Here is a 20,422-nt window from a genome sequence, read left to right as displayed (position 1 = left end):
ATCATACGCTACCCGTGCCTGAGGAGGCCCCATGCAGCTTGAACCCGGCGAACTCGCCAAGACCATCGACCACACCCTGCTCGCCGCCGATGCCCGCCGCGCCCAGATCGACCGCCTGTGCCAGGAGGCGCGTACCCATGGCTTCTACTCGGTGTGCGTGAATTCTGCCCAGGTCCCCTACGCCGCGGCGCAACTGGCCGGCAGCGCGGTCAAGGTCTGCGCGGTGGTGGGCTTTCCGCTCGGCGCCGGGCTGAGCGCGGCCAAGGCCTATGAAGCCGAGCAGGCCATCGCCACCGGGGCGGGGGAGATCGACATGGTGCTCAATATCGGCTGGCTCAAGGATGGTCTGCTGGAAGAGGTCTCCGCCGACATCGCCGCCGTCCAGGCGGCCTGCGGCGCGGTACCGCTCAAGGTGATCCTGGAGACTGGTCTGCTCGACGAGACCCAGAAGCGCCAAGCCTGCCGGATCTGTCGCGATCTCGGGGTCGCCTTCGTCAAGACCTCGACCGGTTTCGGCCACGGCGGAGCGACCCTCGACGACGTGCGGCTGATGCGCGAGGAGGTGGGCCCGGAGATGGGCGTGAAGGCCTCCGGCGGCGTCCGCGACCGGGCCACCGCCCAGGCCATGCTGGAGGCCGGCGCGACCCGTCTGGGGACCAGTTCGGGCGTGGCCATCGTCAGCGGCGGCGAGGGTGGCGCGGGTTATTAGAGCAGGACGCCTGTAGGTTGGGTTGAGCGCAGCGAAGCCCAACGGTGCCGCCTTGTGTTGAGCTTCGGTGGAGGAGCCGCCTCAGCCCAACCTACGGGTGCTATCCCGGCCCCTGCCGGTACAGCTTGGAATCGCTGAAATCCCCCGGCGCCAGCACCTCGCCCACCAGGATCAGCGCCGTGCGACGGAAATCCTTGTCTCGCGCCCGCTCGACGATGTCGGCCAGGGTGCCCTGGACGCTGTCCTGATCCGGCCAGCTGGCGCGGTGGACGATGGCCACCGGGCAGGCGGGACCGTAGTGCGGCAGGAGGTCGGCGACGATGCGTTCCAGCTGGCCCACGCCCAGGTGAATGGCCAGCGTCGCCCGGTGGCGGGCGAGATCGGCCAGCGCCTCGCCCTCGGGCATGGCGGTGTGGCTGGCGTAGCGGGTGAGGATCACCGTCTGGCTGACGCCGGGCAGGGTCAGCTCGCAACCCAGCAGGGCGGCGCAGGCGGCGGTGGCGGTCACGCCGGGGACGATCTCGTAGGCAATGCCCAGCGCCTGCAGGCGGCGGATCTGCTCACCGATGGCGCCGTACAGCGAAGGATCGCCGGAATGCACCCGGGCCACGTCCTGGCCTCGGGCATGGGCGGCGGCCAGATGCCCGACGATGGTGTCGAGATCCAGGCTGGCGGTGTCGATCACCGTCTCGGCCTGGTGACCTTCCAGCACCGCTTGTGGCACCAGGGAGCCGGCATAGAGGATCACCGGGCATTGGCGGATCAGCCGCTGGCCCTTGACGGTGATGAGGTCGGGATCGCCGGGGCCGGCGCCGATGAAATGGACGGTCATGGGGTTTCCTCGGCCAGGGCGGCGAGCAATTCGGCGACGCTGGCGAATTCGCGGTCGACGCTGGGCAGGGCAGGGCGACGCAGGATCAGCACCGGCAGACCGCGTTCGCGGGCGACCTGTAACTTGGGCTGGGTGGCGGCACTGCCGCTGTTCTTGCTGATCAGCACATCGAAGTCGCCCTGGGCGAAGAGCGCGCGCTCGGCCTCCAAGGCGAAGGGACCGCGGTCGGCGATGATCCGTGCCCGTTCGGTGCCGGGATGGGCATCGAGCAGGCGCAGGGTCCAGAACTGCCCGCCGGGAGTCTCCTGGAGATGCTCCAGCGGCTCGCGACCCAGGGTGAAGAAGGGCCGGGCGAAGGGTGCCAGGGCTCGCTGCAGCTCGGCCCAGTCGGCCACTTCGCGCCAGTCATCCTGCGGACCGGCCTGCCATCCGGGGCGCCGCAGGGCCCAGCAGGGGACACCCGATCGGGCTGCGGCCAGGGCGGCGTTGTGGCTGATCTGTGCGGCGTAGGGGTGGGTAGCGTCCAGCAGCAGGTCGATGCCTTCACTGCGGAGAAAGGCGCCCAGCCCCTCGGCGCCACCATAGCCGCCGACCCGCACCTGGCAGGGCAGGTCCTGGGGCACGCGGCCGAGGCCGGCCAGGCTGTAGAGGGCATTCGCCGGCAACTGGCGGGCGATGGCCAGGGCTTCGGTGGTACCCCCGAGCAAGAGGATCTTCATTGGGCTTCTCCGACGATACCGCCCTGGCGGTCGATGGCCAGGACCTCCAGCGCCACGCCTGCCGGGACGATGCCACGGGCGAAGGCCAGCGCCTGGCGGCAGACGGCATCGCCCAGGGGAATGCCGGCGGCCTGGGCCAGTTGCAGTGCCTGCTGGCTGGTATTGGCGCCGATCATGGCGGCTTGCAGGTCCGCGTCGGCGCCCAGTGCGGCGGCCCAGGCGGCCAGCTGTGGCAGGTCGATGCTGGAGCTGCGGCTGTGCAGGTCGAGATGGCCGGCGGCCAGCTTGCTGATCTTGCCGAACCCGCCGCACAGACTCAGGCGCGCCACCGGCGCTTTGCGCAGGTGCTTGAGCACGGCGCCGGCGAAATCACCCATTTCGATCAGGGCGGTTTCCTCCAGGCCGTAGCGACGGCGCATGGCGTCTTCGCTGGCGTTGCCGGTGCAGGCGGCGAGATGGCCGTGGCCGTTGGCGCGAGCCACGTCGATGCCCTGGTGGATGGATGCGATGTAGGCGGCGCAGGAAAAGGGCCGGACGATGCCGCTGGTGCCAAGGATCGACAGGCCGCCGAGAATGCCCAGGCGCGGGTTCATGGTCTTGAGCGCCAGGTGTTCGCCGCCCTCGACGCCGACGGTCACGGAAAAGCCGCCACCATAGCCGTGGCGCAGTGCCAGTTCGCCGAGATGGCGGGTCATCATCTGCCGCGGTACCGGATTGATCGCCGGTTCTCCCACCGCCAGCACCAGCCCGGGCTTGGTCACGGTGCCGACGCCGGGGCCGGCGTGGAAGCTGATCCCCGGGGTGGTGCTCAGGCGTACCTGGGCGAACACCAGGGCGCCGTGGGTCACGTCCGGATCATCGCCACCGTCCTTGAAGGTACCGGCTTGGGCGCCGCCTTCCAGCCGCTGGCAGTGGGCCAGGGGCATGAGGACCCGCCGTCCCTTGGGCAGCTCGATCTCCACCGCATCGCCGGGCGTCTCGCCCAGCAGCAGGCTGGCCGCCGCCAGGCTGGTGGCGGTGGCGCAGCTGCCGGTGGTGAGGCCGGTGCGCAGGGGCGCGGGCTGTTCGGGGGTTTCGTCACGCATGGGGCTTGCGGCTGTGCAGCAGGGTGATGGGCAGCGCCGCGCGCCAGGTGTCGAAGGCGCCCAGCGGCTGGGCCTGGGCCACCTGCAGGCGGGTCAGGTCGCCGCCATGACGTTCGCGAAAGGCCACCAGGGCGGCTTCGGTCTGCAGGGTCACGGCATTGGCCAGCAGGCGGCCACCGGGTCGCAGGGCGGTCCAGCAGGCATCCAGGACCCCGGGCGCGGTGAGGCCGCCACCGATGAAGATGGCGTCCGGGGTCGCCAGGCCGGTCAGTGCCTCCGGTGCCTGACCGGCCACCAGCTGCAGCGCCGGCGCACCGAGGTGGTCGCGATTGTAGAGGATGTGTGCCTGGCGTCCGGCATCGGCCTCGACGGCCAGCGCCCGGCAGCTGGAATGGCTGCGCGCCCATTCGATGCCGATGGAGCCGCAGCCGGCGCCCACGTCCCACAGCAGTTCGCCGGGGCGGGGGGCCAGGCGCGCCAGGGTCACGGCGCGCACGTCGCGCTTGGTCAGCTGACCGTCGTGGCGATAGGCGTCGTCCGGCAGGCCCGGGGTGAGGGGCAGGCCGGCCTCACCGGTCTCGCTCAGGACTTCGATGGCCACCAGGTTGAGCGCCGCCGCCTCGGTCAGCGACCAGGCCTCGGCGCGGCCGGCGATGCGTCGCTCCAGCGGACCGCCCAGGTGCTCCAGCACCTGCAGCTGGCTGGCGCCAAAGCCCTGGTCCACCAGCAGGGCGGCCAGGGCGGCGGGGCTGTGGCCGTCGTTGCTCAAGACCAGCAGGCGCGCGCCGGGATGCAGGTGGCGCACCACCCCGGCCAGGGGCCGTGCCACCACCGACAGCAACGCGATCTCCTGCAGGGGCCAGCCCAGGCGCGCAGCGGCCAGGGAGTAGGAGGAGGGCGCTGGCAGCACCTGCAGTTCGTCGGCCGACAGTTGGCGCGAGAGGCTCGCGCCAACACCGAACAGCATGGGATCGCCACTCGCCAGCACGCAGACCGGGGTGCCGCGGCGGTCCAGCACGGGGGCGAGGGCGAAGGGTTGCGGCCAGGGCTCGCGGACGGCGCGGATGCAGGGTGGCAGCAGCGCCAGCTGGCGTGGACCGCCGATGACGACCTGCGCCTCCAATAGGGCGCGACGGGCGCTTTTGCCCAGGCCGGGGTAGCCGTCTTCGCCGATACCCACCACGGTCAGCCAGGGGATCATGAACAAACCTCATCGAACGTCAGCCGACCGGCCGTTTTCAAGGGGTCGGGCAAAGCGGGCATAATAGCCTCTTTCCCCGTCCAGCCCGACCTTCCGCCGTGAATCCTCCGTCTCCTTCCGCCCTCGTCCCGCGGCCTTCGGCCTGTCCGGGATTGCTGCGCATCGTGCCCGCCCGCGATGGCGGCCTGTGCCGGGTGAAGTTGCCGGGCGGACGCCTCACGGCGGTCCAGGCACGGGCCATCGCCGCGGCCAGCCAGCGCTGGGCGAGCGGTGTGCTGGAACTGACTAACCGCGCCAACCTGCAACTGCGTGGCGTGCGCCCGGACGGCGCCAACGCCCTGGTGGCCGCGCTGCAGGCGGCCGGTCTGGGCCCAAGCGATCCAGCCGCCGACGACGTGCGCAACGTGCTGCTCAGCCCCGCCGCGGGCCGCGATCCGCAGCAACGGAGGGACGTCCGTCCCCTGGCCGCCGAACTGCTCGCGCTGCTGGAAGGCGATCGCCGCCTGCATGGCCTGTCGCCCAAGTTCGCCCTGCAACTGGACGGCGGCGAGGCCCTGGCACGGCTCGACCATGCCCATGACGTCTGGCTGTCGGCCCACGCCGAAGGCTATCTCCTCGGTCTGGCCGGTACCCCGCTGGATGCGCCGCTGGGCCTGATCCCCACGGGGCGCGAGAGGGCGACGGTGGCAGCCCTGCTGCACCGTTTTCTCGACCTCGCCAGCGCTGAGCAGAGCCGCATGCGCCAGCTGCTGGCGCAGCTTCCAGTTGCGGAGCTGCTGGCTGGACTGGACCTGCTGCCAGCCCCGGCTACCCCTCGTTCGCCAGCGGCAACGGCGCGGCGCCTGGGCAGTCATCCGCAGCGCCAGGCGGGCCTCTGCTGGGTCGGTGCCCAGCCCGCCTTGGGGCGGCTGCCGACCATGACCCTGGCAGCGGTCGCCGAACTCGCCGAGCACCACGGCAATGGCGAACTGCACCTGACGCCCTGGCAGGGCCTGCTGCTACCCGATGTGCCGGTCGGCACGGCGCCGGACCTGCTCGCGGCCTTGGGCGCCCTGGATCTGGTCACCGACCCCGCCGCGCCCCTGGCCCGGCTGATCGCCTGTACCGGGAGCCAGGGCTGTGCCAAGGGGCAGGCCGATACCAAGGGCGACGCCCTGCGCCTGGCCGAGCGGCTGCCGGCAGGCGTGGAGGTACACCTGTCCGGCTGCCCGCGCAGTTGCGCCCTGGCCGGACAGGCCCCCCATACCCTGCTGGCCGTGGCCCCCGGCCGCTATGACCTCTTCGTGCGCGACGCCACCCAGCCCGGCCCGGGCTGGCGGCGCGCCACCCAACTATCCCTCGACGAGGCCGCCGCCTGGCTGGCCCGGAGTCCTAGTGATGCTTGAATACGAACGCGACGGCCAGGCGATCTATCGCCAATCCTTCGCCACCATCCGCGCCGAAGCCGATCTATCGGCCATCCCCGCTGACCTGGAAAAGCTCGCCGTGCGGGTGATCCACGCCTGCGGCATGGTCGACGTGGTCCAGGACCTGGCCTTTTCCCCGGGCGCCGGCGCGGCCGGTCGTGCGGCGCTGGCGGCTGGCGCGCCCATCCTCTGCGATGCGCGCATGGTCGCCGAGGGCGTCACCCGCACCCGGCTGCCGGCCGCCAATCAGGTGATCTGCACCCTGCATGACGAGGGCATCCGCGAGCTGGCCGTGGCCCAGGGCAACACCCGCTCGGCGGTGGCCCTGGAGCGCTGGCGGCCGCACCTGGCCGGCAGCGTGGTGGTGATCGGCAACGCCCCCACGGCGCTGTTCTATCTGCTGGAGATGCTCGACGCCGGGGCGCCCAAGCCGGCGCTGATCCTCGGCATGCCGGTGGGCTTCGTCGGCGCCATGGAGTCCAAGGACGCCCTGGCCGCCGACAGTCGCGGCGTGCCCTACGTCATCGTGCGCGGCCGCCGTGGCGGGAGCGCCATGGCCGCGGCAGCGGTCAATGCCCTGGCCACGGAGGTGGAGTGATGGCCGGCCGCCTGCTCGGCCTGGGCGTCGGCCCCGGCGATCCGGAACTCATCACCCTGAAGGCCCTGCGCCTCCTGCAGGGCGCGCCGGTGGTGGCCTATTTCGTCGCCAAGGCCAAGGCCAACGTGGGCCAGGGCGGCAATGCCTATGGCGTCATCGAGGGCTATCTGCTGGACGGCCAGCAGCGCCTGCCGCTGGTCTATCCGGTGACCACCGAGAAGCTGGCGCCGCCGCTGTCCTATGAGACGGTGATCGCCGACTTCTACGACACCGCCGCCGCCCAGGTGGCCGACCATCTGGACGCCGGTCGCGACGTGGCGGTGATCTGCGAGGGCGATCCCTTCTTCTACGGCTCCTACATGTACCTGCACGACCGCCTGGCCGAGCGCTACGAAGCCCAGGTGGTGCCGGGGGTCTGCTCCATGCTCGGCGGCGTGGCCATGCTCGGCCTGCCGCTGGTCTATCGCAACCAGACCCTCACGGTGCTCTCCGGGGTGCTCTCCGCCGAGGAGCTCAAGGCACGTCTCGCGAGCGCCGACGCCGCCGTGGTGATGAAGCTCGGGCGCAACTTCGAGAAGGTGCGCCAGGTGTTGCGCGACCTGGGCCTGGACGAGCGTGCCCGCTACATCGAACGCGCCACCATGGACAACCAGCGCATCGTGGCGCTGGATGAGGTCGACCCCATGGCCTCGCCGTATTTCTCGCTGGTGGTGGTACCGGGGGTGAAATGGAAGGGTTGAGCCCGGCCATCGTCATCCTCGGCCCTGGCGCCCTGGCCACTGCTCGCCGCCTGCAGGCTGGCCTGCCGGGCAGCCTGGTGCACGGCCTGGCCGGGCGGGTCGAGGGCGACGTGACCTACACCGCTTTCGGCGACCATCTGCGCGACCTCTATCGCCAGCAGCGGCCGCTGCTGGTGCTCTGCGCCGCCGGCATCGTCATCCGCAGCCTGGCGCCGCTGCTGGACGACAAGACCGCCGAGCCGCCGGTACTGGCGGTGGCCGAGGACGGCAGCGCCGTGGTGCCGCTGTTGGGCGGCCTGGCCGGTGCCAATCGCCTGGCCCGCCAGCTGGGTACCTTGCTGGACGTGGCCCCGGCCATCACCACCAGTGGTGAACTGAGATTCGGCACCTGCCTGCTCGATCCACCGGCCGGCTATGCCCTGGCCGACGTCGACGTGGCCAAGCACCGGGTGGCCGATCTGCTGGCCGGCGCCCCGGTACGCATCGAGGGCGAGGCGCCCTGGCTGGACGAGGTACCCCTGGCCCGTGACCCCGCTGCGCACCAGCGCATCCTGGTCTCGCCGCTGGCCAGTGCCGACGACCACACCCTGCTCATCCATCCCCGCGCCGTGCTGGTGGCGGTACGTGCCGATGCCACCGCTGCCGCCGTCACCGAACTGCTTGCCAGCACCGGCTATGCGCCAGGTGCCGTGGCGGTGCTGCTGGCGCGGGCGGAAGACATGGCCGCGCCCGGCCTGGTCGAGCTGAGCCAGGCGCTGGATGTGCCGTTGAGATTCGTCGACGCCAACACGCCGGACTTCGCCCTGACGACGGTGGAACGTGCCCAGGAGCGGGGCATCGCCCTGCACCTGCATGACCGGCCGCTGGAAGCCGAGGACCTTGGCCAGCGGCGTGGCCGCCTCAGCGTGGTGGGCCTCGGCCCCGGCGCGGCCGAGCTCATGGCACCGGTGGTGCGCCGCGCCCTGGACCAGGCCCAGGACGTACTCGGCTACGCGACCTACGTGCAGATGGCCGGCCCCTTGCGTCCGGATCAGTTGGCCCATGCCAGCGACAACCGTGAAGAATTGCAGCGTGCCCGCCATGCCTTCGAGCTGGCTGCCAGCGGGCGCCAGGTAGTCATGGTGTCGTCCGGCGATCCGGGTGTATTCGCCATGGCCGCCGCGGTACTGGAGGTGCTGGAAGGCGCCGATGACCCGCGCTGGGCGGCGGTGGAGCTGGAGATCCTGCCGGGCATCACCGCGGCCATGGCCAGCGCCGCCCTGGCCGGGGCGCCCCTGGGCCACGACTTCTGCCTGATCTCCCTGTCCGACAACCTCAAGCCCTGGGCGGTGATCGAGCAGCGCCTGCGCCAGGCCGCGGCAGCGGACCTGGCCATGGCCTTCTACAACCCCATCTCCAAGGCTCGCCCGCACCAGTTGGAGCGCGCGCTGGACGTGCTGCGCAGCTGCCGTTCGGCGACCACCCCGGTGATCCTCGGCCGTGATGTCGGCCGGCCCGGCGGGGGGCTCGAATACACCAGCCTCGGCGCCCTGCGCAGTGACATGGTGGATTCACGCACCCTGGTGATCCTCGGCTCCAGCCATACCCGGCGCTTTCCGCGGGCCGATGGCGGCGAATGGGTCTATACGCCGCGCTGGTACGATCCGGAATTGTTATAAAGTAACATTTAATGCTTGAATCCTGGTCGCCGCTGGCCCACCCTCGGCGACCCTTCCTATTCCCTGGCGGGAAGCCGGTGAGAGTCCGGCGCGGTCGCGCCACTGTGAGCTTCGAAAGAAGCGAGCCAGACCTCGCCAGGGAACATCCATCATCCACAAGGGACGCGTCATCCCAAGGAGAGTCCATGCTTCGCCGTCTTTCACCGCTGCTCGCCGCCGGCCTGTTGTCCGTTTCCGCCCTTAGCGCCCAGGCCGCCACGACCTATCCGCTGACCATCCACAACTGCGGCCGTGACCTGGTCTTCGAGCGCGCGCCCCAGCGCCTGGTCAGTCTGGGCCAGGCCAGTACCGAGTTGCTCTTGCGCCTGGGCGTGGGCTCGCGCCTGGTGGGTACCGGGGTCTGGTTCGGCGGCCTGCCGAAAGACCTGCAGGAGGAGGGCAAGGGCATTCCGCGCCTGGCCGACAACGCTCCCAGCTTCGAAGCCGTGGTCGGTACCCGGCCGGACCTGGTGGCGGCGCAGTACACCTATCACGTCGGACCCGGCGGCGAGGTGGCGGACTTCCCCCGCTTCGCCAAGCTGGGCATCGCCGCCTATGTGGCGCCCAGCGATTGCGAGGGCAAGGCGGTGACTGCTGATTCCAACAGCGACGGCAGCCGCAGCGCGCCCTTCGACATGAACCTGGTGACCCGCGAGGCCCGGGAACTGGCGGCCATTCTCGATGTGCAGCCGGCTGGCAAGCAGTTGGTTGCCGAGCTGGATCACCGCATCGCCGCCGCTGGCGAGCAGGCCAAGGCGGCCGGGGTCCAGGGGCGTTCGGTGCTGTTCTGGTTTTCCAGTCCGCGCCTGGAAGGCGATCCCTGGGTCGCTGGCAACCTGGGCGCACCGGCCTGGATCGCCCGGTCCCTGGGCCTGCGCAACGTGGTCGACAGCGCCGAGGAATGGCCAGCGGTGAGCTGGGAACGTATCGCCAGTCTGGACCCTGACTATATCGTCGTGGCGCGCATGGACCGCCGTCTCTATCCCGCCGATGACGTCGACAAGAAGCTGGCCTTCCTGCGCAGCGACCCCCTGACCCGCGAATTGCGCGCGGTGCGCGAGAACCACCTGCTGGTGGTGGACGCCCCGACCCTCAATCCCTCGCTGCGGGTGGTGGACAGCGTCGAGACTCTGGCCGCCGACCTGGCCAAGCCGCAACCATGAGCCTGCCCCTGGCAGCCGAAGGGGCCCGGCCCTGGCGCTGGCTGCTGGGCCTGGCCGCCGTGCTGGCGCTGGCGGCGAGCGTGGTGCTGGCCGCTTCCTTCGGCGAGATGCCCATCGCGCCTCTGACCAGCCTGCAGGCCATCGCCAACGGCCTAGGCCTGGGGCCCTATCCGGTGGAGCGTATCGTCCAGGGCATCGTCTGGGAGTACCGCCTCAGTCGTGCCCTGGTGGCGGCCTGCTGTGGCGCGGGCCTGGCGGTCTCCGGCGCCATTCTCCAGGCGCTGCTGCGCAACGCCCTGGCCGAACCCTATGTGCTGGGGCTGTCGGCAGGGGCCTCCACCGGCGCGGTGCTGGTAATGCTGCTGGGCGTCGGCGGCGGGGTGCTCGGGGTCTCGCTCGGCGCCTTTCTCGGCGCGGTGCTGGCCTTCGCCGTGGTGTTGCCGTTTCTGGGCGGCGGTGGCAGCACCCGCATCATCCTCGCCGGAGTGGCCGCTTCCCAGCTGTTCAATGCCCTGACCGCCTATATCGTCGCCACCGCAGCCAATGCCGAGCAGGCGCGCAGCGTGATGTTCTGGCTGCTCGGCAGCCTGGCCGGGGTGCGCTGGCCAGACGTCTGGCTGGCCGCCGGGGTGGTACTCGCCGGTCTGCTGGTGTGCCTGGCCTGTGCCCGAGCGCTGGATGCCTTCGCCTTTGGCGAGGACGCCGCCGCCAGCCTCGGGGTCGCTGTGGGGCCGCTGCGCCTGCTGCTGCTGGCGGTCACCGGCCTGATCACCGCCTGCCTGGTCAGCCTGGTGGGCGCGGTGGGCTTCGTCGGCCTGGTGATCCCCCATGTGGCACGCTTCCTGGTTGGTCCGGGGCATGGGCGCCTGCTGCCCACCTGCGCCCTGATCGGCGCCCTGTTCATGGTGCTGGCCGACATCGTCGCCCGTACCCTGGTGGCCAAGCAGACCCTGCCCATCGGCGTGGTCACCGCCCTGGTCGGCGCGCCGGCCTTCGCCTTCATCCTCTATCGCGCACGGGAGGTCCGATGAGTCTCGCCGCGCGCGACGTCGCCTGGAGCGCCGGCGGCCAGCCGATCCTCCGCGGGGTCACGCTGGCGGTACCGCCCGGTGGGGTGCTCGGGCTGCTCGGCCCCAACGGCTCGGGCAAGTCCAGCCTGCTGCGGCTGCTGGCCGGGCTGCGCCGGCCGGAGGAGGGCAGGGTCAGCCTCGACGAGACGCCCCTGCAGGACCTGCGCCGGCGCGACCTGGCGCGCCGGGTAGCCCTGGTGGAGCAGCAGGCCGGTACCGAAGCTGATCTCTCGGTAGCCGAGGTGGTGCGCCTGGGTCGTACGCCCCATCGGGGCCTGCTCGATGCCTGGAGCGCCCGCGATGCCGAAGTCTGCCAGCGGGCCCTGGCCCAGGTAGGCCTGGTCGACAAGGCTGCCCGCCGCTGGCACAGCCTCTCCGGCGGCGAACGCCAGCGTGCCCAGATCGCTCGCGCCCTGGCCCAGGAACCCAGCGAACTCCTGCTGGACGAACCCACCAACCACCTCGATATCCAACACCAGCTGGAGATCCTCGATCTGGTGCGCCGGCTGCCGGCCACCTGCGTGCTGGCGATCCACGACCTGAACCTCGCCGCGCTGTTCTGCGACCGCCTGGCGGTGCTCAGAGACGGCCAACTGGTGGCCGAAGGCGCGCCTGCCGAGGTGCTGACGGCCGAGTTGATCCAGCAGGTCTGGGGGGTAAGGGCGCAGGTGGCGCTGGACGGCCCCGATGATCGGCCGACGATCCGCTATCGACTGGCCTGACGGCGCCGTACCGGGCCGGCCCGTTCTTCGATCGCCTGCCGCAGTGCCGGGCGCCCGCCCAGCAGGAACACCAGTTCCGCGACGATGAACAGCGGGCCGATGGCCAGGCCGGCGATATCGTCGAGAAAGGCCGGCTTGCGTCCCTCGTAATGATGGCCGACGAACTGGATGGCCCAGCCGATCAGGAACAGACCCAGGCCCCAGCCGAGCCAGGCAGCGGTGGTCTGGACGGCCAGCGCGACACCCAGCCAAATGGCAAGACCGAGCAGGCCGCTCATCAGCAGCCCCAGCGGCCGATCCAGGCGCAGGTAGAAGATCGCCACCGCGCCAGCGACCGGCAGTGCAGGGGACAGTGGCCAGCCAGCGAGCGTGAATACGGGGCGGGACAGCAGGATGGCCACTGCCAGCACGATCAGCAGGATGCCGGGGAAGTGGCTGGCGATGTTGCGTGGATCGCGATGGTAGCTCGCGTATTGGCTGAGATGATCTTCCAGGGTTTTCATCGGCAGGCATCCAGGCGGCTGGCGTGAAGCCTCAGCATGCCTCTGGACGAGCGCTTTCGTCTGCGGGGGCGAGAAGAAATGCGATTGCGATAATCGCCCCCTCGCTCGATAATCGATCAAAAGCCTGCCGAGGACCGGTTCGATGGACGATAACCGCACCGCTCACGCCACGGGCCTGCCGCCGCTGGCCGCGCCGCCCATCATCGCCTCACCGGCAAAGCGCATCGAAGCCTTTACCGGCGACCCGAACTTCATGACCTCCCTGGCCCGCGGCCTCGCGGTCATCCATGCCTTCCAGGAACGCAAGCGCCAGCTGACCATCGCCCAGATCAGCCATCGCACCGAGATCCCTCGCGCCGCCGTGCGCCGCTGCCTGCACACCCTGATGAAGCTCGGCTACGTCACCACCGATGGGCGCACCTATTCGCTGCTGCCCAAGGTGCTGACCCTGGGGCACGCCTATCTGTCGTCCACGCCGCTGGCGGTCACCGCCCAGCCGGTACTCGATCGCTTGAGCGAGCAACTGCATGAAGCCTGCTCCATGGCCACCCTGGAGGGCGACGAGATCCTCTACATCGCCCGCTCGGCCACGCCGCAGCGGCTGATCTCGGTGGACCTCAGCGTGGGCAGTCGGCTGCCGGCCTATTGCACCTCCATGGGCCGCATCCTGCTCGCCGCCCTGGACGATGCCGCCCTGCACGACTATCTGGAACACGCCGACCTGCAGGCCAAGACCAGCCGCACCCTCTACCAGCCGCCGGCGCTCATCGAGTGCCTGGGCCAGGTGCGGCAGCAGGGCTACGTGATCGTCGACCAGGAGCTGGAAGTGGGCCTGAGGTCCCTGGCGGTACCCTTGCGCGACGCCGCCGGCCAGGTGCTGGCGGCGCTCAACGTCGGCACCCACGCCAGCCGGGTCGGTCGCCAGGAGCTGGAGACGCGGTTCCTGCCGGTGCTGCTGGCGGCCAGCCAGGAGCTGAGTACCCGGCTGTTTCACTAGCGAATCCGGTCGATTATCGGCCATGTCGCCGATAATCGAATTGTCAGCTGTTCGGGGTTGGGCTTAACGTCGGCGCAGTGGCGCACTACGCCGATAACAACAACACGAGCAGACCACCATGACGCAAACCCTCGCGGGTGCCATCCCCCTGGCCGACCATCCGGCCACGGCGATAGCCGGCACCCTGGACGTCCAGCAATTCATCAATCGCCAGGCGCTCTCCGCCTACCAGTGGCGCATCGTCGCCCTGTGCTTTCTGATCGTCTTCCTCGATGGCCTGGATACCGCGGCCATGGGCTTCATCGCCCCGGCGCTGTCGGTGGAGTGGGGCATCCCACGCGCCAGCCTGGGGCCGGTGATGAGCGCCGCCCTGGGTGGCATGGTCTTTGGTGCCCTGGGTTCCGGCCCGCTGGCCGATCGCTTCGGCCGCAAGGGCGTGCTGGTGGTCGCCACCTTCCTCTTTGGCGGCTTCAGCCTGCTGTCGGCCTTCAGCGCCAACCTCGAACAGCTGGTGATCCTGAGATTCCTCACCGGGCTGGGCCTCGGCGCGGCCATGCCCAACGCCACCACGCTGCTCTCGGAGTACACCCCGGAACGCCTCAAGTCGCTGCTGGTGACTAGTATGTTCTGCGGCTTCAACCTGGGCATGGCGGGCGGCGGCTTCGTCTCGGCCTGGATGATCCCGGCCTATGGCTGGCACAGCCTGCTGGTGCTGGGCGGGGTGCTGCCCCTGGCGCTGGCCGTGGTGCTGCTGCTCTGGCTGCCGGAATCGGCGCGCTACCTGGTGGTGCACGGCAAGAGCGCCGAGCGCATCCGCCGGGTACTGGCGCCCATCGGTCGCGAGGCCGCCGAAGCACGGCACTTCATGGTGCCCGAGCAAAAGTCGGTCAAGACCGGCAACGTCTTCGCGGTGATTTTCAACCGCAGCTACAGCGCCGGCACCCTGCTGCTGTGGCTGACCTATTTCATGGGCCTGGTGATCGTCTATCTGCTCACCAGCTGGCTGCCGACGCTGATGCGCGACGCCGGTGCCAGCCTGGAACAGGCCGCCTTGATTGGCGCGCTGTTCCAGTTCGGCGGGGTACTCAGCGCGGTGTTCGTCGGCTGGGCCATGGACAGGTTCAACCCGCACAAGGTCATCGGCCTGTTCTATGCCCTGGCCGGGATCTTCGCCTACTGCGTCGGCCAGAGCTTGGGCCAGGTCGCCCTGGTGGCCACCCTGGTGCTGGTGGCCGGCATGTGCATCAACGGCGCCCAGTCGGCCATGCCGTCGCTGGCGGCGCGCTACTACCCGACCCATGGCCGTGCCACCGGGGTGTCCTGGATGCTCGGCATCGGCCGCTTCGGCGCCATCACCGGTGCCTGGATGGGCGCGACCCTGCTGGGCCTGGGCTGGACCTTCACCCAGGTGCTCACCGCGCTGCTCCTGCCGGCCGGTCTCGCCGCCCTGGCGGTGCTGATCAAGGGCGTGGTCAGTCACGCCGATGCCACTTGAGCACGACGGCTTCCCCTTTGCCGGTGGCTGACGCTAGGCGCAAGCGCTGCCACCGCGTAAAGTTGCACCCTTTGCATGCGCCGCAGTCACCCGTCTAGAGCGGGTGCAGATGTCCAAGGGGTTCCATGAAAGGTTTCGCTCGCAGCGGGCAGTGGGCTGTCCGGCTGGTAACGCTTATCGCTTGCTTTCTGATTGCTCCAGCTTTCGCCGAGACCCGCCAGGTCACCGATGTCCTCGGGCGCACGGTGACCATCGAGGCGCCGGCCAAGCGCGTGGTGCTGGGCTTCCACTATGGCGACTATCTGGCGGTGGGGGGCGAGCATGCCTTCGACGCCGTGGTCGGTGTTTCCCGCGGCGCCTGGGAGCGCAAGGTACCGGCCAACTGGGCGCTCAACGTCGCCCACCGGCCATCCCTGGCCACCCTTCCCGATGTGGGGGAGACGGAAAACAATAGTTTTTCCGTCGAGAAGGTGCTCGCCCTCAAGCCGGATCTGGTGGTGCTGGCCGCCTGGCAGCTCCAGGCGCTGGACAGCGAGGTCAAGCGCCTCGAACAGCTCGGCATCCCGGTGGTGGCGATCGACTACAACGCCCAGACCCTGGAACGCCATCTGGCCTCCACCCGCTTGCTCGGCATCATCACCGGCCAGGAGGCACGGGCCACCGAACTGGCCAATTTCTACGCCAAGGTGGTGGAAGACATCCAGACCCGTATCGCGGCGGCCCATCGCCCGCGGCCGCGAGTCTATGCCGAGTTCGGCAACAAGGGCCCGGCCGAGTACTCCTTCACCTATGGTCGCAACATGTGGGGCGCCATGGTGACCCTGGCCGGCGGCGACAACATCGCCGCGCCCTTCATCCAGTGGTGGGGGGTGATGAATCCGGAGCAGGTGCTCATGGCCCAGCCGGAGGTCATCTTCATCTCCGGGCGTGAGGACAACAGCAATCCCACTGCCTTGCCCATGGGCCCCGGCGTCAGCGCCGACGATGCCCGCAGTCACCTGCGCACCTTCATGCAGCGGCCGGGCTGGAGCAATCTGCCGGCCATCCGCGACGGTCGTCTCTATGGCGTCTACCAGGGTGCCTCGCGCAGCCTGGAGGACTTCGCCATGCTGCAGTTCATCGCCAAGCAGCTCTATCCGGATCTGTTCCAGGACGTGGATCCGATGGCCAACTATCGCGAGTACTACCGCCGCTACATGCCGATCCAGCCCCAGGGCACCTTCGCCATAGGCCTGAACCCATGAGCACCTCTTCGCTCTCCAGCCACGCGGACGCCATCGCCGAGCAGCGCGCCCGCGAACGTCGTCGCTGGCGTGCCTGCGGGGTGTTCCTGGCCCTGACCCTGGCGGGTCTGGTGCTGGACATCGCCACCGGTCCTTCGCTGCTTTCGCCGCTGGAGGTGCTCAAGTCCCTGACCGGCCTGGGTGAGCGCCAGCCGATGACCGACGCCATCGTCCGCGACCTGCGCCTGCCCATCGCCCTGATGGCCCTGGCGGTGGGCGCCGCCCTCGGCGCCGGCGGGGCACAGATGCAGACGCTGCTCAACAACCCCATGGCCAGCCCCTATACCTTGGGCATGGCCGCCGCCGCGGGCTGTGGCGCCGCCCTCAGCTTGGCGCTGGGCAGCTTCGGCCTGGGCGCGCTGATCGGGGTACCGTTGGGCGCCTTCGTCTTCGCCATGCTGGCGGCGCTGTTTCTCTTCGCCCTGGCTTCGCTCAAGCGCACCGGCAGCGACACCATCATCCTCGGGGGCATCGCCCTGCTGTTCCTGTTCCAGTCATTGCTGTCGCTGGTGCAGTTCCTTTCGTCGCCGGAACTCTCGCAGCAGATCCTCTTCTGGCTGTTCGGCAGCCTTGGCCGCGCCACCTGGACCACCCTGGCCATCGTCGCCGGGGTGACCCTGCTGTGCTGCATCCTGCTCTTGCGCGATGCCTGGAAACTGGCCGCCCTGCGCCTGGGCGAGGCGCGTGCCGAGAGCCTGGGCGTGGACATCCGCCGCCTGCGCCTCAAGGTGCTGATCCTGGTGGCGGTGATGACCGCCACGGCCACCAGCTTCGTCGGGGTGATCGGCTTCGTCGGCCTGGTCGCACCCCATATCGCCCGCTGGCAGGTGGGCGAGGATCAGCGCTTCCTCTTGCCGCTGTCGGCCATCTGCGGCGCCCTGATGCTGTCCTTCGCCTCGGTGCTGTCCAAGTCGATCCTGCCCGGAGCGCTGTTTCCAGTAGGCATCGTCACCGCCATCGTCGGGGTGCCCTTCCTGCTCTGGCTCATCTTCGCCCCGCGCAGGTCCAGCCTATGATCCGCCTCCATGACCTCGCGCTGAAGCGCGGCGACCGTACCGTGATCTCCGGGCTGAGCACCGAGCTGCATCCCGGCCAGGTCCATGTGATCCTCGGCCCCAATGGCACTGGCAAGACCACCCTGCTGCGCGCGCTCGCTGGGGACCTGCCGCTGGCGGCGGGTCATATCGAACGCGGGAAAAGGCGGCTGGTGGCGGGTGCTTCGCTCCGCGCTCAGCGCGAGGGCTGGCGCCAGGGCGTGGCCTATATGCCCCAGGATTCCCATGCCGAGGCGGCACTGTCGGTGCTGGAGACGGTGGCCATGGGCAGCCTGGAACGGCTGACCCTGCACCTGGACGATGAGCTGCTGGAACGGGCGCTGGGCAAGCTCGACGAAGTGGGCATCGGGCACCTGGCCTCGCGCCAGTTGGGCGCCCTGAGTGGCGGTCAGCGGCAGCTGGTGTTCTTCGCCCAGGTGCTGATGCGTGAACCCGAGGTGATGCTGCTGGACGAACCGGTCAGCGCCCTGGATCTGCGTCACCAGATCAACCTGCTCGATCGCGTGCGCCACGAGACCCGATTGCACAATCAGGTGACCGTGGTGGTGCTGCACGATCTCAACCTGGCCTGCCAGTACGCCGATTCGCTGCTGGTGCTGGTCGACGGTGGCCTGTTGGCCGCCGGGCGACCCGCCGCCATCGTCACCGCCGACCTGCTGGAGGCCACCTATGGCGTGGCGGTGGACATCCTGCAGGACCGCCAGGGCCGTCCGGTGGTCCAGCCGCTGACCGGCCAGGCCTTCAGCGAGGCCTGACCGCAGGGCTGCAGAGGGTGGGGCGTCAGAAGGTGTAGGTGAAGCCGGCCTGCACCGTACGCGGCTCGCCCGGATAGCTGTAGGCGTTCCAGGAGCTCTCGTCGTAGCCCTTGTTGAAGACGTTGCGCACGTCCAGGTTCAGCCGCAGATGCTCGTCGACCTTGTAGAAGCTCAACAGGTCGGTGACCGTGTAGCTGTCCATGCTGTAGTCGCTGACGGCAGTCTTCTGGCCTTCGCGCTCGCCCACGTACTTGAGGTTGGCGCCCAGCCCCAGGCCGCGCAGCTTGCCTTCGTGGAATTCGTAGACGTTAAGCAGGTTGACGGCATTGCGCGGGATGTTGGTCAGGCGCGTGCCGCGGGCCAGGGTGTTGTCCTTGGTGACCTCGGCATCGGTGAAGGCGTAGCCGCCGAGGATACGCCAGTTGGGCGTCAGGTCGCCGGTCACGTTGACTTCGAAACCGCGGCTGCGCACCTCGCCAGCGGCGATGTTGAAGTTTGTGTTGGCCGGGTCAGGGGTCAGGACGTTTTCCTTGACCGTATGGAAGATCGCCGTGTCGATGCTGAGGCGGCCGTCCAGCGCCGCCCACTTCATGCCCACTTCGTAGGCCTTGCCCTCCTCGGGGTCGAAACCGCCGCCTTGGAACGCCGCGCCGGTGTTGGGCTTGAACGACTTGGAGGCGCTGGCGTAGAGGGCCAGTTCCGGGGTGAGGTCGTAGCTGACGCCCAGGCGCGGGGTGACGGCGTTCGAATCTTTGCTCCAGTCACCGGTGACAACCTGTCCGTTGGCAAGGACTTGAGGTGGCGTCTTGTTATCGTAATCGTGCTCGAAGCGCTCCAGGCGCACGCCACCCAGCACCTTGAAGCGCTCGGTGAGGGCGATCTGGTCCTGCACGAAGGCGGCCCAGGTCTTGAGGGTCTCGTGGTCGTGAGTAGGGGTCAGGGTCAGAGCCGGGCGTGGCTGCCCCAGCACGGGGTTGAGTAGGTTGACCGGGTAAGGCGAGGCCGCAGGGTTGGAGCGCTGGATGATCGACTGATAGTCGTAGTCTTCCACCTCGATCCCGGTGATCAGGGTGTGGCCGAGGCCAAAGGTGTCGAAGTGGCCAGTCAGGTTCAGCTGCAGGTCGCGATCGCTCCACTCCAGCTTGCGGTAGTTGAAGTTGCGTCTGAGGGTCACGCCGTCGGCCTGCACACCGTTGGCTTCCACGGCATTGCCCTTGAGGCTGCCGTCGAGGTATTGGAAACCACCAGCCAGGGTCCAGGCGTCATTGAGCTGATGCTCGAAGCGCAGCTGATAGGACTCGTTGTCGTTGTGCAGCAGGTTGGTGGTGCCCTTTTCCCAGGCGTTGGTGGAGCGACTGGCCTCGGCGCGCTGGGTGAGGTAGTTGGTGCGGCCGCGATCCAGCGGGGCGTTGCTGCGGATGATGTCCGCCTCGAAGGTGATGAGGGTGGCATCGGTGGCCTGCCAGCTCAGCACCGGGGCGACTTCGTAGCGCTCGGTGTGCACGTCGTCACGGAAGCTGTCGCCGCCCTCGGCGATCAGGTTGAGGCGATAGGCCAGGCGACCTTCCTCGTCCACCGGACCGGTGGTGTCCAGGGTGCCGCGACGCAGCCCCTGGTCGGTGAACTGGCTGCCGAGGGTGGTCTTGCGCTCGCCCAGGGGCTGCTTGGTGACCACATTGAAGGTGCCGCCCGGATCGCTGCGGCCATAGAGGGTCGCGGCGGGGCCGCGCAGGACCTCGACCCGCTCCAGGGTGGCGGCATCCGGCGCGCTGGGATAGCCGCGGTTCATGGGGAAGCCGTTGCGGAAATACTCGGAGCTGGTGAAGCCGCGCACCGTGTAGCTGGTCAGGCCCTGGCCGCCGAAGTTGTTGCCTCGGCCGACGCCGCCAGCCTGGTCCAGCGCCTGCTGCAGGCGGGTGGCGGAAAGGTCGTCGATGGCCTCGCGGGAGACCACGCTCACCGACTGGGGCGTCTCGTGCAGCGGGGTATCGGTGCGGGTCGCACTGCTGGAGCGCTCTGCCTTGTAGCCCTGTACTGGCCCGGTGGGTGATTCGGCCGAGCCAACGATGGTGAGGTCGGACAGGGCTTGGGGGGTATCTTCCGCTGCCTCCTGGGCATGACCAGCGAGGGGAAGGGCACAGAGAGGCAGCAGATAGAAAGCAGGGACCAGCCGGCGCATTGTTATCGTCCTGGAGTTCGGGGAGGCGGATTCTAGAGCGCCTTGCAAAGGGGACACAACTGCGAGTCGTTACCGCCTGAGACAGATTTTCATCAGCCTCGTCGATTCGCTTGGGCCTCTCGTGAATCGGGTGGCGGGTGCTGAGCCAGAAAAGGCGGATACGGGGCGCGCCTGATGGCCTGCCCGGGAAGCGATGGCGGCGCTTTTGGCGTA

The 20,422-nt window shown here is 69.3% G+C and carries 19 protein-coding genes and 1 riboswitch; of the genes, 13 read left to right on the top strand and 6 right to left on the bottom strand.

Annotation, left to right across the window (positions count from 1 at the left end; all coding sequences use genetic code 11):
* The first annotated feature begins 31 nt into the window (after positions 1 to 31).
* Positions 32 to 709 carry a deoxyribose-phosphate aldolase gene (gene deoC, locus APT59_RS19390; protein ID WP_059316361.1) on the top strand — a complete coding sequence of 226 codons (678 nt, stop codon included), beginning with the start codon at positions 32 to 34 and terminating at the stop codon, positions 707 to 709.
* A 100-nt stretch (positions 710 to 809) separates the two neighbouring features.
* On the opposite strand, the gene cobM is transcribed toward deoC, so the two are convergent.
* From cobM to APT59_RS19370, 4 genes are read right to left on the bottom strand one after another with little or no spacing between them, the layout of a single operon-like run.
* Positions 810 to 1,541 carry a precorrin-4 C(11)-methyltransferase gene (cobM, locus tag APT59_RS19385; protein ID WP_059316360.1) on the bottom strand — a complete coding sequence of 244 codons (732 nt, stop codon included), beginning with the start codon at positions 1,539 to 1,541 and terminating at the stop codon, positions 810 to 812.
* Entirely contained in the window at positions 1,538 to 2,260 is a 723-nt protein-coding gene (locus tag APT59_RS19380) for a cobalt-precorrin-6A reductase (protein ID WP_059316359.1), read from the bottom strand. Before APT59_RS19380 ends, cobM begins: the two co-directional genes overlap by 4 nt.
* Positions 2,257 to 3,345 (bottom strand): cobalt-precorrin-5B (C(1))-methyltransferase, encoded by a 1,089-nt coding sequence (locus APT59_RS19375; protein ID WP_059316358.1) that lies wholly within the window; start codon positions 3,343 to 3,345, stop codon positions 2,257 to 2,259. Before APT59_RS19375 ends, APT59_RS19380 begins: the two co-directional genes overlap by 4 nt.
* Entirely contained in the window at positions 3,338 to 4,546 is a 1,209-nt protein-coding gene (locus tag APT59_RS19370; protein ID WP_059316357.1) for a bifunctional cobalt-precorrin-7 (C(5))-methyltransferase/cobalt-precorrin-6B (C(15))-methyltransferase, read from the bottom strand. The genes APT59_RS19375 and APT59_RS19370 overlap by 8 nt, the downstream gene beginning before the upstream one ends.
* 98 nt (positions 4,547 to 4,644) lie before the next feature.
* On the opposite strand from APT59_RS19370, the gene cobG reads away from it, so the two are divergent.
* The 7 genes from cobG (at position 4,645) to APT59_RS19335 (ending at position 11,942) form a co-directional block, all read left to right on the top strand.
* A complete protein-coding gene (cobG, locus tag APT59_RS19365; RefSeq protein WP_082696393.1) occupies positions 4,645 to 5,931 on the top strand; it encodes a precorrin-3B synthase in 1,287 nt (428 codons plus the stop codon).
* Complete coding sequence (locus tag APT59_RS19360) at positions 5,924 to 6,550, top strand: precorrin-8X methylmutase (RefSeq protein ID WP_059316355.1); 627 nt, start codon at positions 5,924 to 5,926, stop codon at positions 6,548 to 6,550. The genes cobG and APT59_RS19360 overlap by 8 nt, the downstream gene beginning before the upstream one ends.
* Entirely contained in the window at positions 6,550 to 7,290 is a 741-nt protein-coding gene (locus APT59_RS19355; RefSeq protein WP_059316354.1) for a precorrin-2 C(20)-methyltransferase, read from the top strand. Before APT59_RS19360 ends, APT59_RS19355 begins: the two co-directional genes overlap by 1 nt.
* Positions 7,278 to 8,948, top strand: coding sequence for a precorrin-3B C(17)-methyltransferase (cobJ, locus tag APT59_RS19350; RefSeq protein ID WP_059316353.1), 1,671 nt, complete (start codon positions 7,278 to 7,280; stop codon positions 8,946 to 8,948). The genes APT59_RS19355 and cobJ overlap by 13 nt, the downstream gene beginning before the upstream one ends.
* Positions 8,949 to 8,954: 6 nt before the next feature.
* A riboswitch (cobalamin riboswitch) is annotated at positions 8,955 to 9,103 on the top strand.
* Positions 9,104 to 9,133: 30 nt separating this feature from the next.
* Complete coding sequence (locus APT59_RS19345; RefSeq protein WP_059316352.1) at positions 9,134 to 10,150, top strand: ABC transporter substrate-binding protein; 1,017 nt, start codon at positions 9,134 to 9,136, stop codon at positions 10,148 to 10,150.
* Positions 10,147 to 11,181, top strand: coding sequence for a FecCD family ABC transporter permease (locus APT59_RS19340; RefSeq protein ID WP_059316351.1), 1,035 nt, complete (start codon positions 10,147 to 10,149; stop codon positions 11,179 to 11,181). The genes APT59_RS19345 and APT59_RS19340 overlap by 4 nt, the downstream gene beginning before the upstream one ends.
* Complete coding sequence (locus APT59_RS19335) at positions 11,178 to 11,942, top strand: ABC transporter ATP-binding protein (RefSeq protein WP_059316350.1); 765 nt, start codon at positions 11,178 to 11,180, stop codon at positions 11,940 to 11,942. Before APT59_RS19340 ends, APT59_RS19335 begins: the two co-directional genes overlap by 4 nt.
* On the opposite strand, the gene APT59_RS19330 is transcribed toward APT59_RS19335, so the two are convergent.
* Positions 11,927 to 12,445 (bottom strand): DUF962 domain-containing protein, encoded by a 519-nt coding sequence (locus APT59_RS19330; RefSeq protein WP_059316349.1) that lies wholly within the window; start codon positions 12,443 to 12,445, stop codon positions 11,927 to 11,929. The genes APT59_RS19335 and APT59_RS19330 overlap by 16 nt on opposite strands.
* Positions 12,446 to 12,587: 142 nt before the next feature.
* Between APT59_RS19330 and APT59_RS19325 the strand changes: the two genes are divergently transcribed.
* The 5 genes from APT59_RS19325 to APT59_RS19305 all read left to right on the top strand — a co-directional run bounded on the left by APT59_RS19325 (position 12,588) and on the right by APT59_RS19305 (position 18,030).
* Positions 12,588 to 13,442: an IclR family transcriptional regulator domain-containing protein gene (locus tag APT59_RS19325; protein ID WP_059316348.1), complete on the top strand. Its 855-nt coding sequence runs from the start codon at positions 12,588 to 12,590 to the stop codon at positions 13,440 to 13,442.
* A gap of 118 nt (positions 13,443 to 13,560) precedes the next feature.
* Entirely contained in the window at positions 13,561 to 14,937 is a 1,377-nt protein-coding gene (locus APT59_RS19320) for an MFS transporter (RefSeq protein WP_059316347.1), read from the top strand.
* A 125-nt stretch (positions 14,938 to 15,062) separates the two neighbouring features.
* Positions 15,063 to 16,181: an ABC transporter substrate-binding protein gene (locus APT59_RS19315; protein WP_059316346.1), complete on the top strand. Its 1,119-nt coding sequence runs from the start codon at positions 15,063 to 15,065 to the stop codon at positions 16,179 to 16,181.
* On the top strand, positions 16,178 to 17,236 hold the full coding sequence (locus APT59_RS19310) for a FecCD family ABC transporter permease (protein ID WP_059316345.1): 1,059 nt from the start codon (positions 16,178 to 16,180) through the stop codon (positions 17,234 to 17,236). Before APT59_RS19315 ends, APT59_RS19310 begins: the two co-directional genes overlap by 4 nt.
* Positions 17,233 to 18,030: an ABC transporter ATP-binding protein gene (locus tag APT59_RS19305; RefSeq protein WP_059316344.1), complete on the top strand. Its 798-nt coding sequence runs from the start codon at positions 17,233 to 17,235 to the stop codon at positions 18,028 to 18,030. The genes APT59_RS19310 and APT59_RS19305 overlap by 4 nt, the downstream gene beginning before the upstream one ends.
* A 25-nt stretch (positions 18,031 to 18,055) precedes the next feature.
* Here the strand turns inward: APT59_RS19305 and APT59_RS19300 are convergent, their stop codons facing one another.
* Positions 18,056 to 20,209 carry a TonB-dependent siderophore receptor gene (locus APT59_RS19300; RefSeq protein WP_059316343.1) on the bottom strand — a complete coding sequence of 718 codons (2,154 nt, stop codon included), beginning with the start codon at positions 20,207 to 20,209 and terminating at the stop codon, positions 18,056 to 18,058.
* Between the last annotated feature and the right edge of the window lie 213 nt (positions 20,210 to 20,422).

The organism is Pseudomonas oryzihabitans, from assembly GCF_001518815.1.
GTDB classification, from domain to species: domain Bacteria; phylum Pseudomonadota; class Gammaproteobacteria; order Pseudomonadales; family Pseudomonadaceae; genus Chryseomonas; species Chryseomonas oryzihabitans_E.
This window is presented reverse-complemented; position numbering and strand designations above follow the sequence as displayed.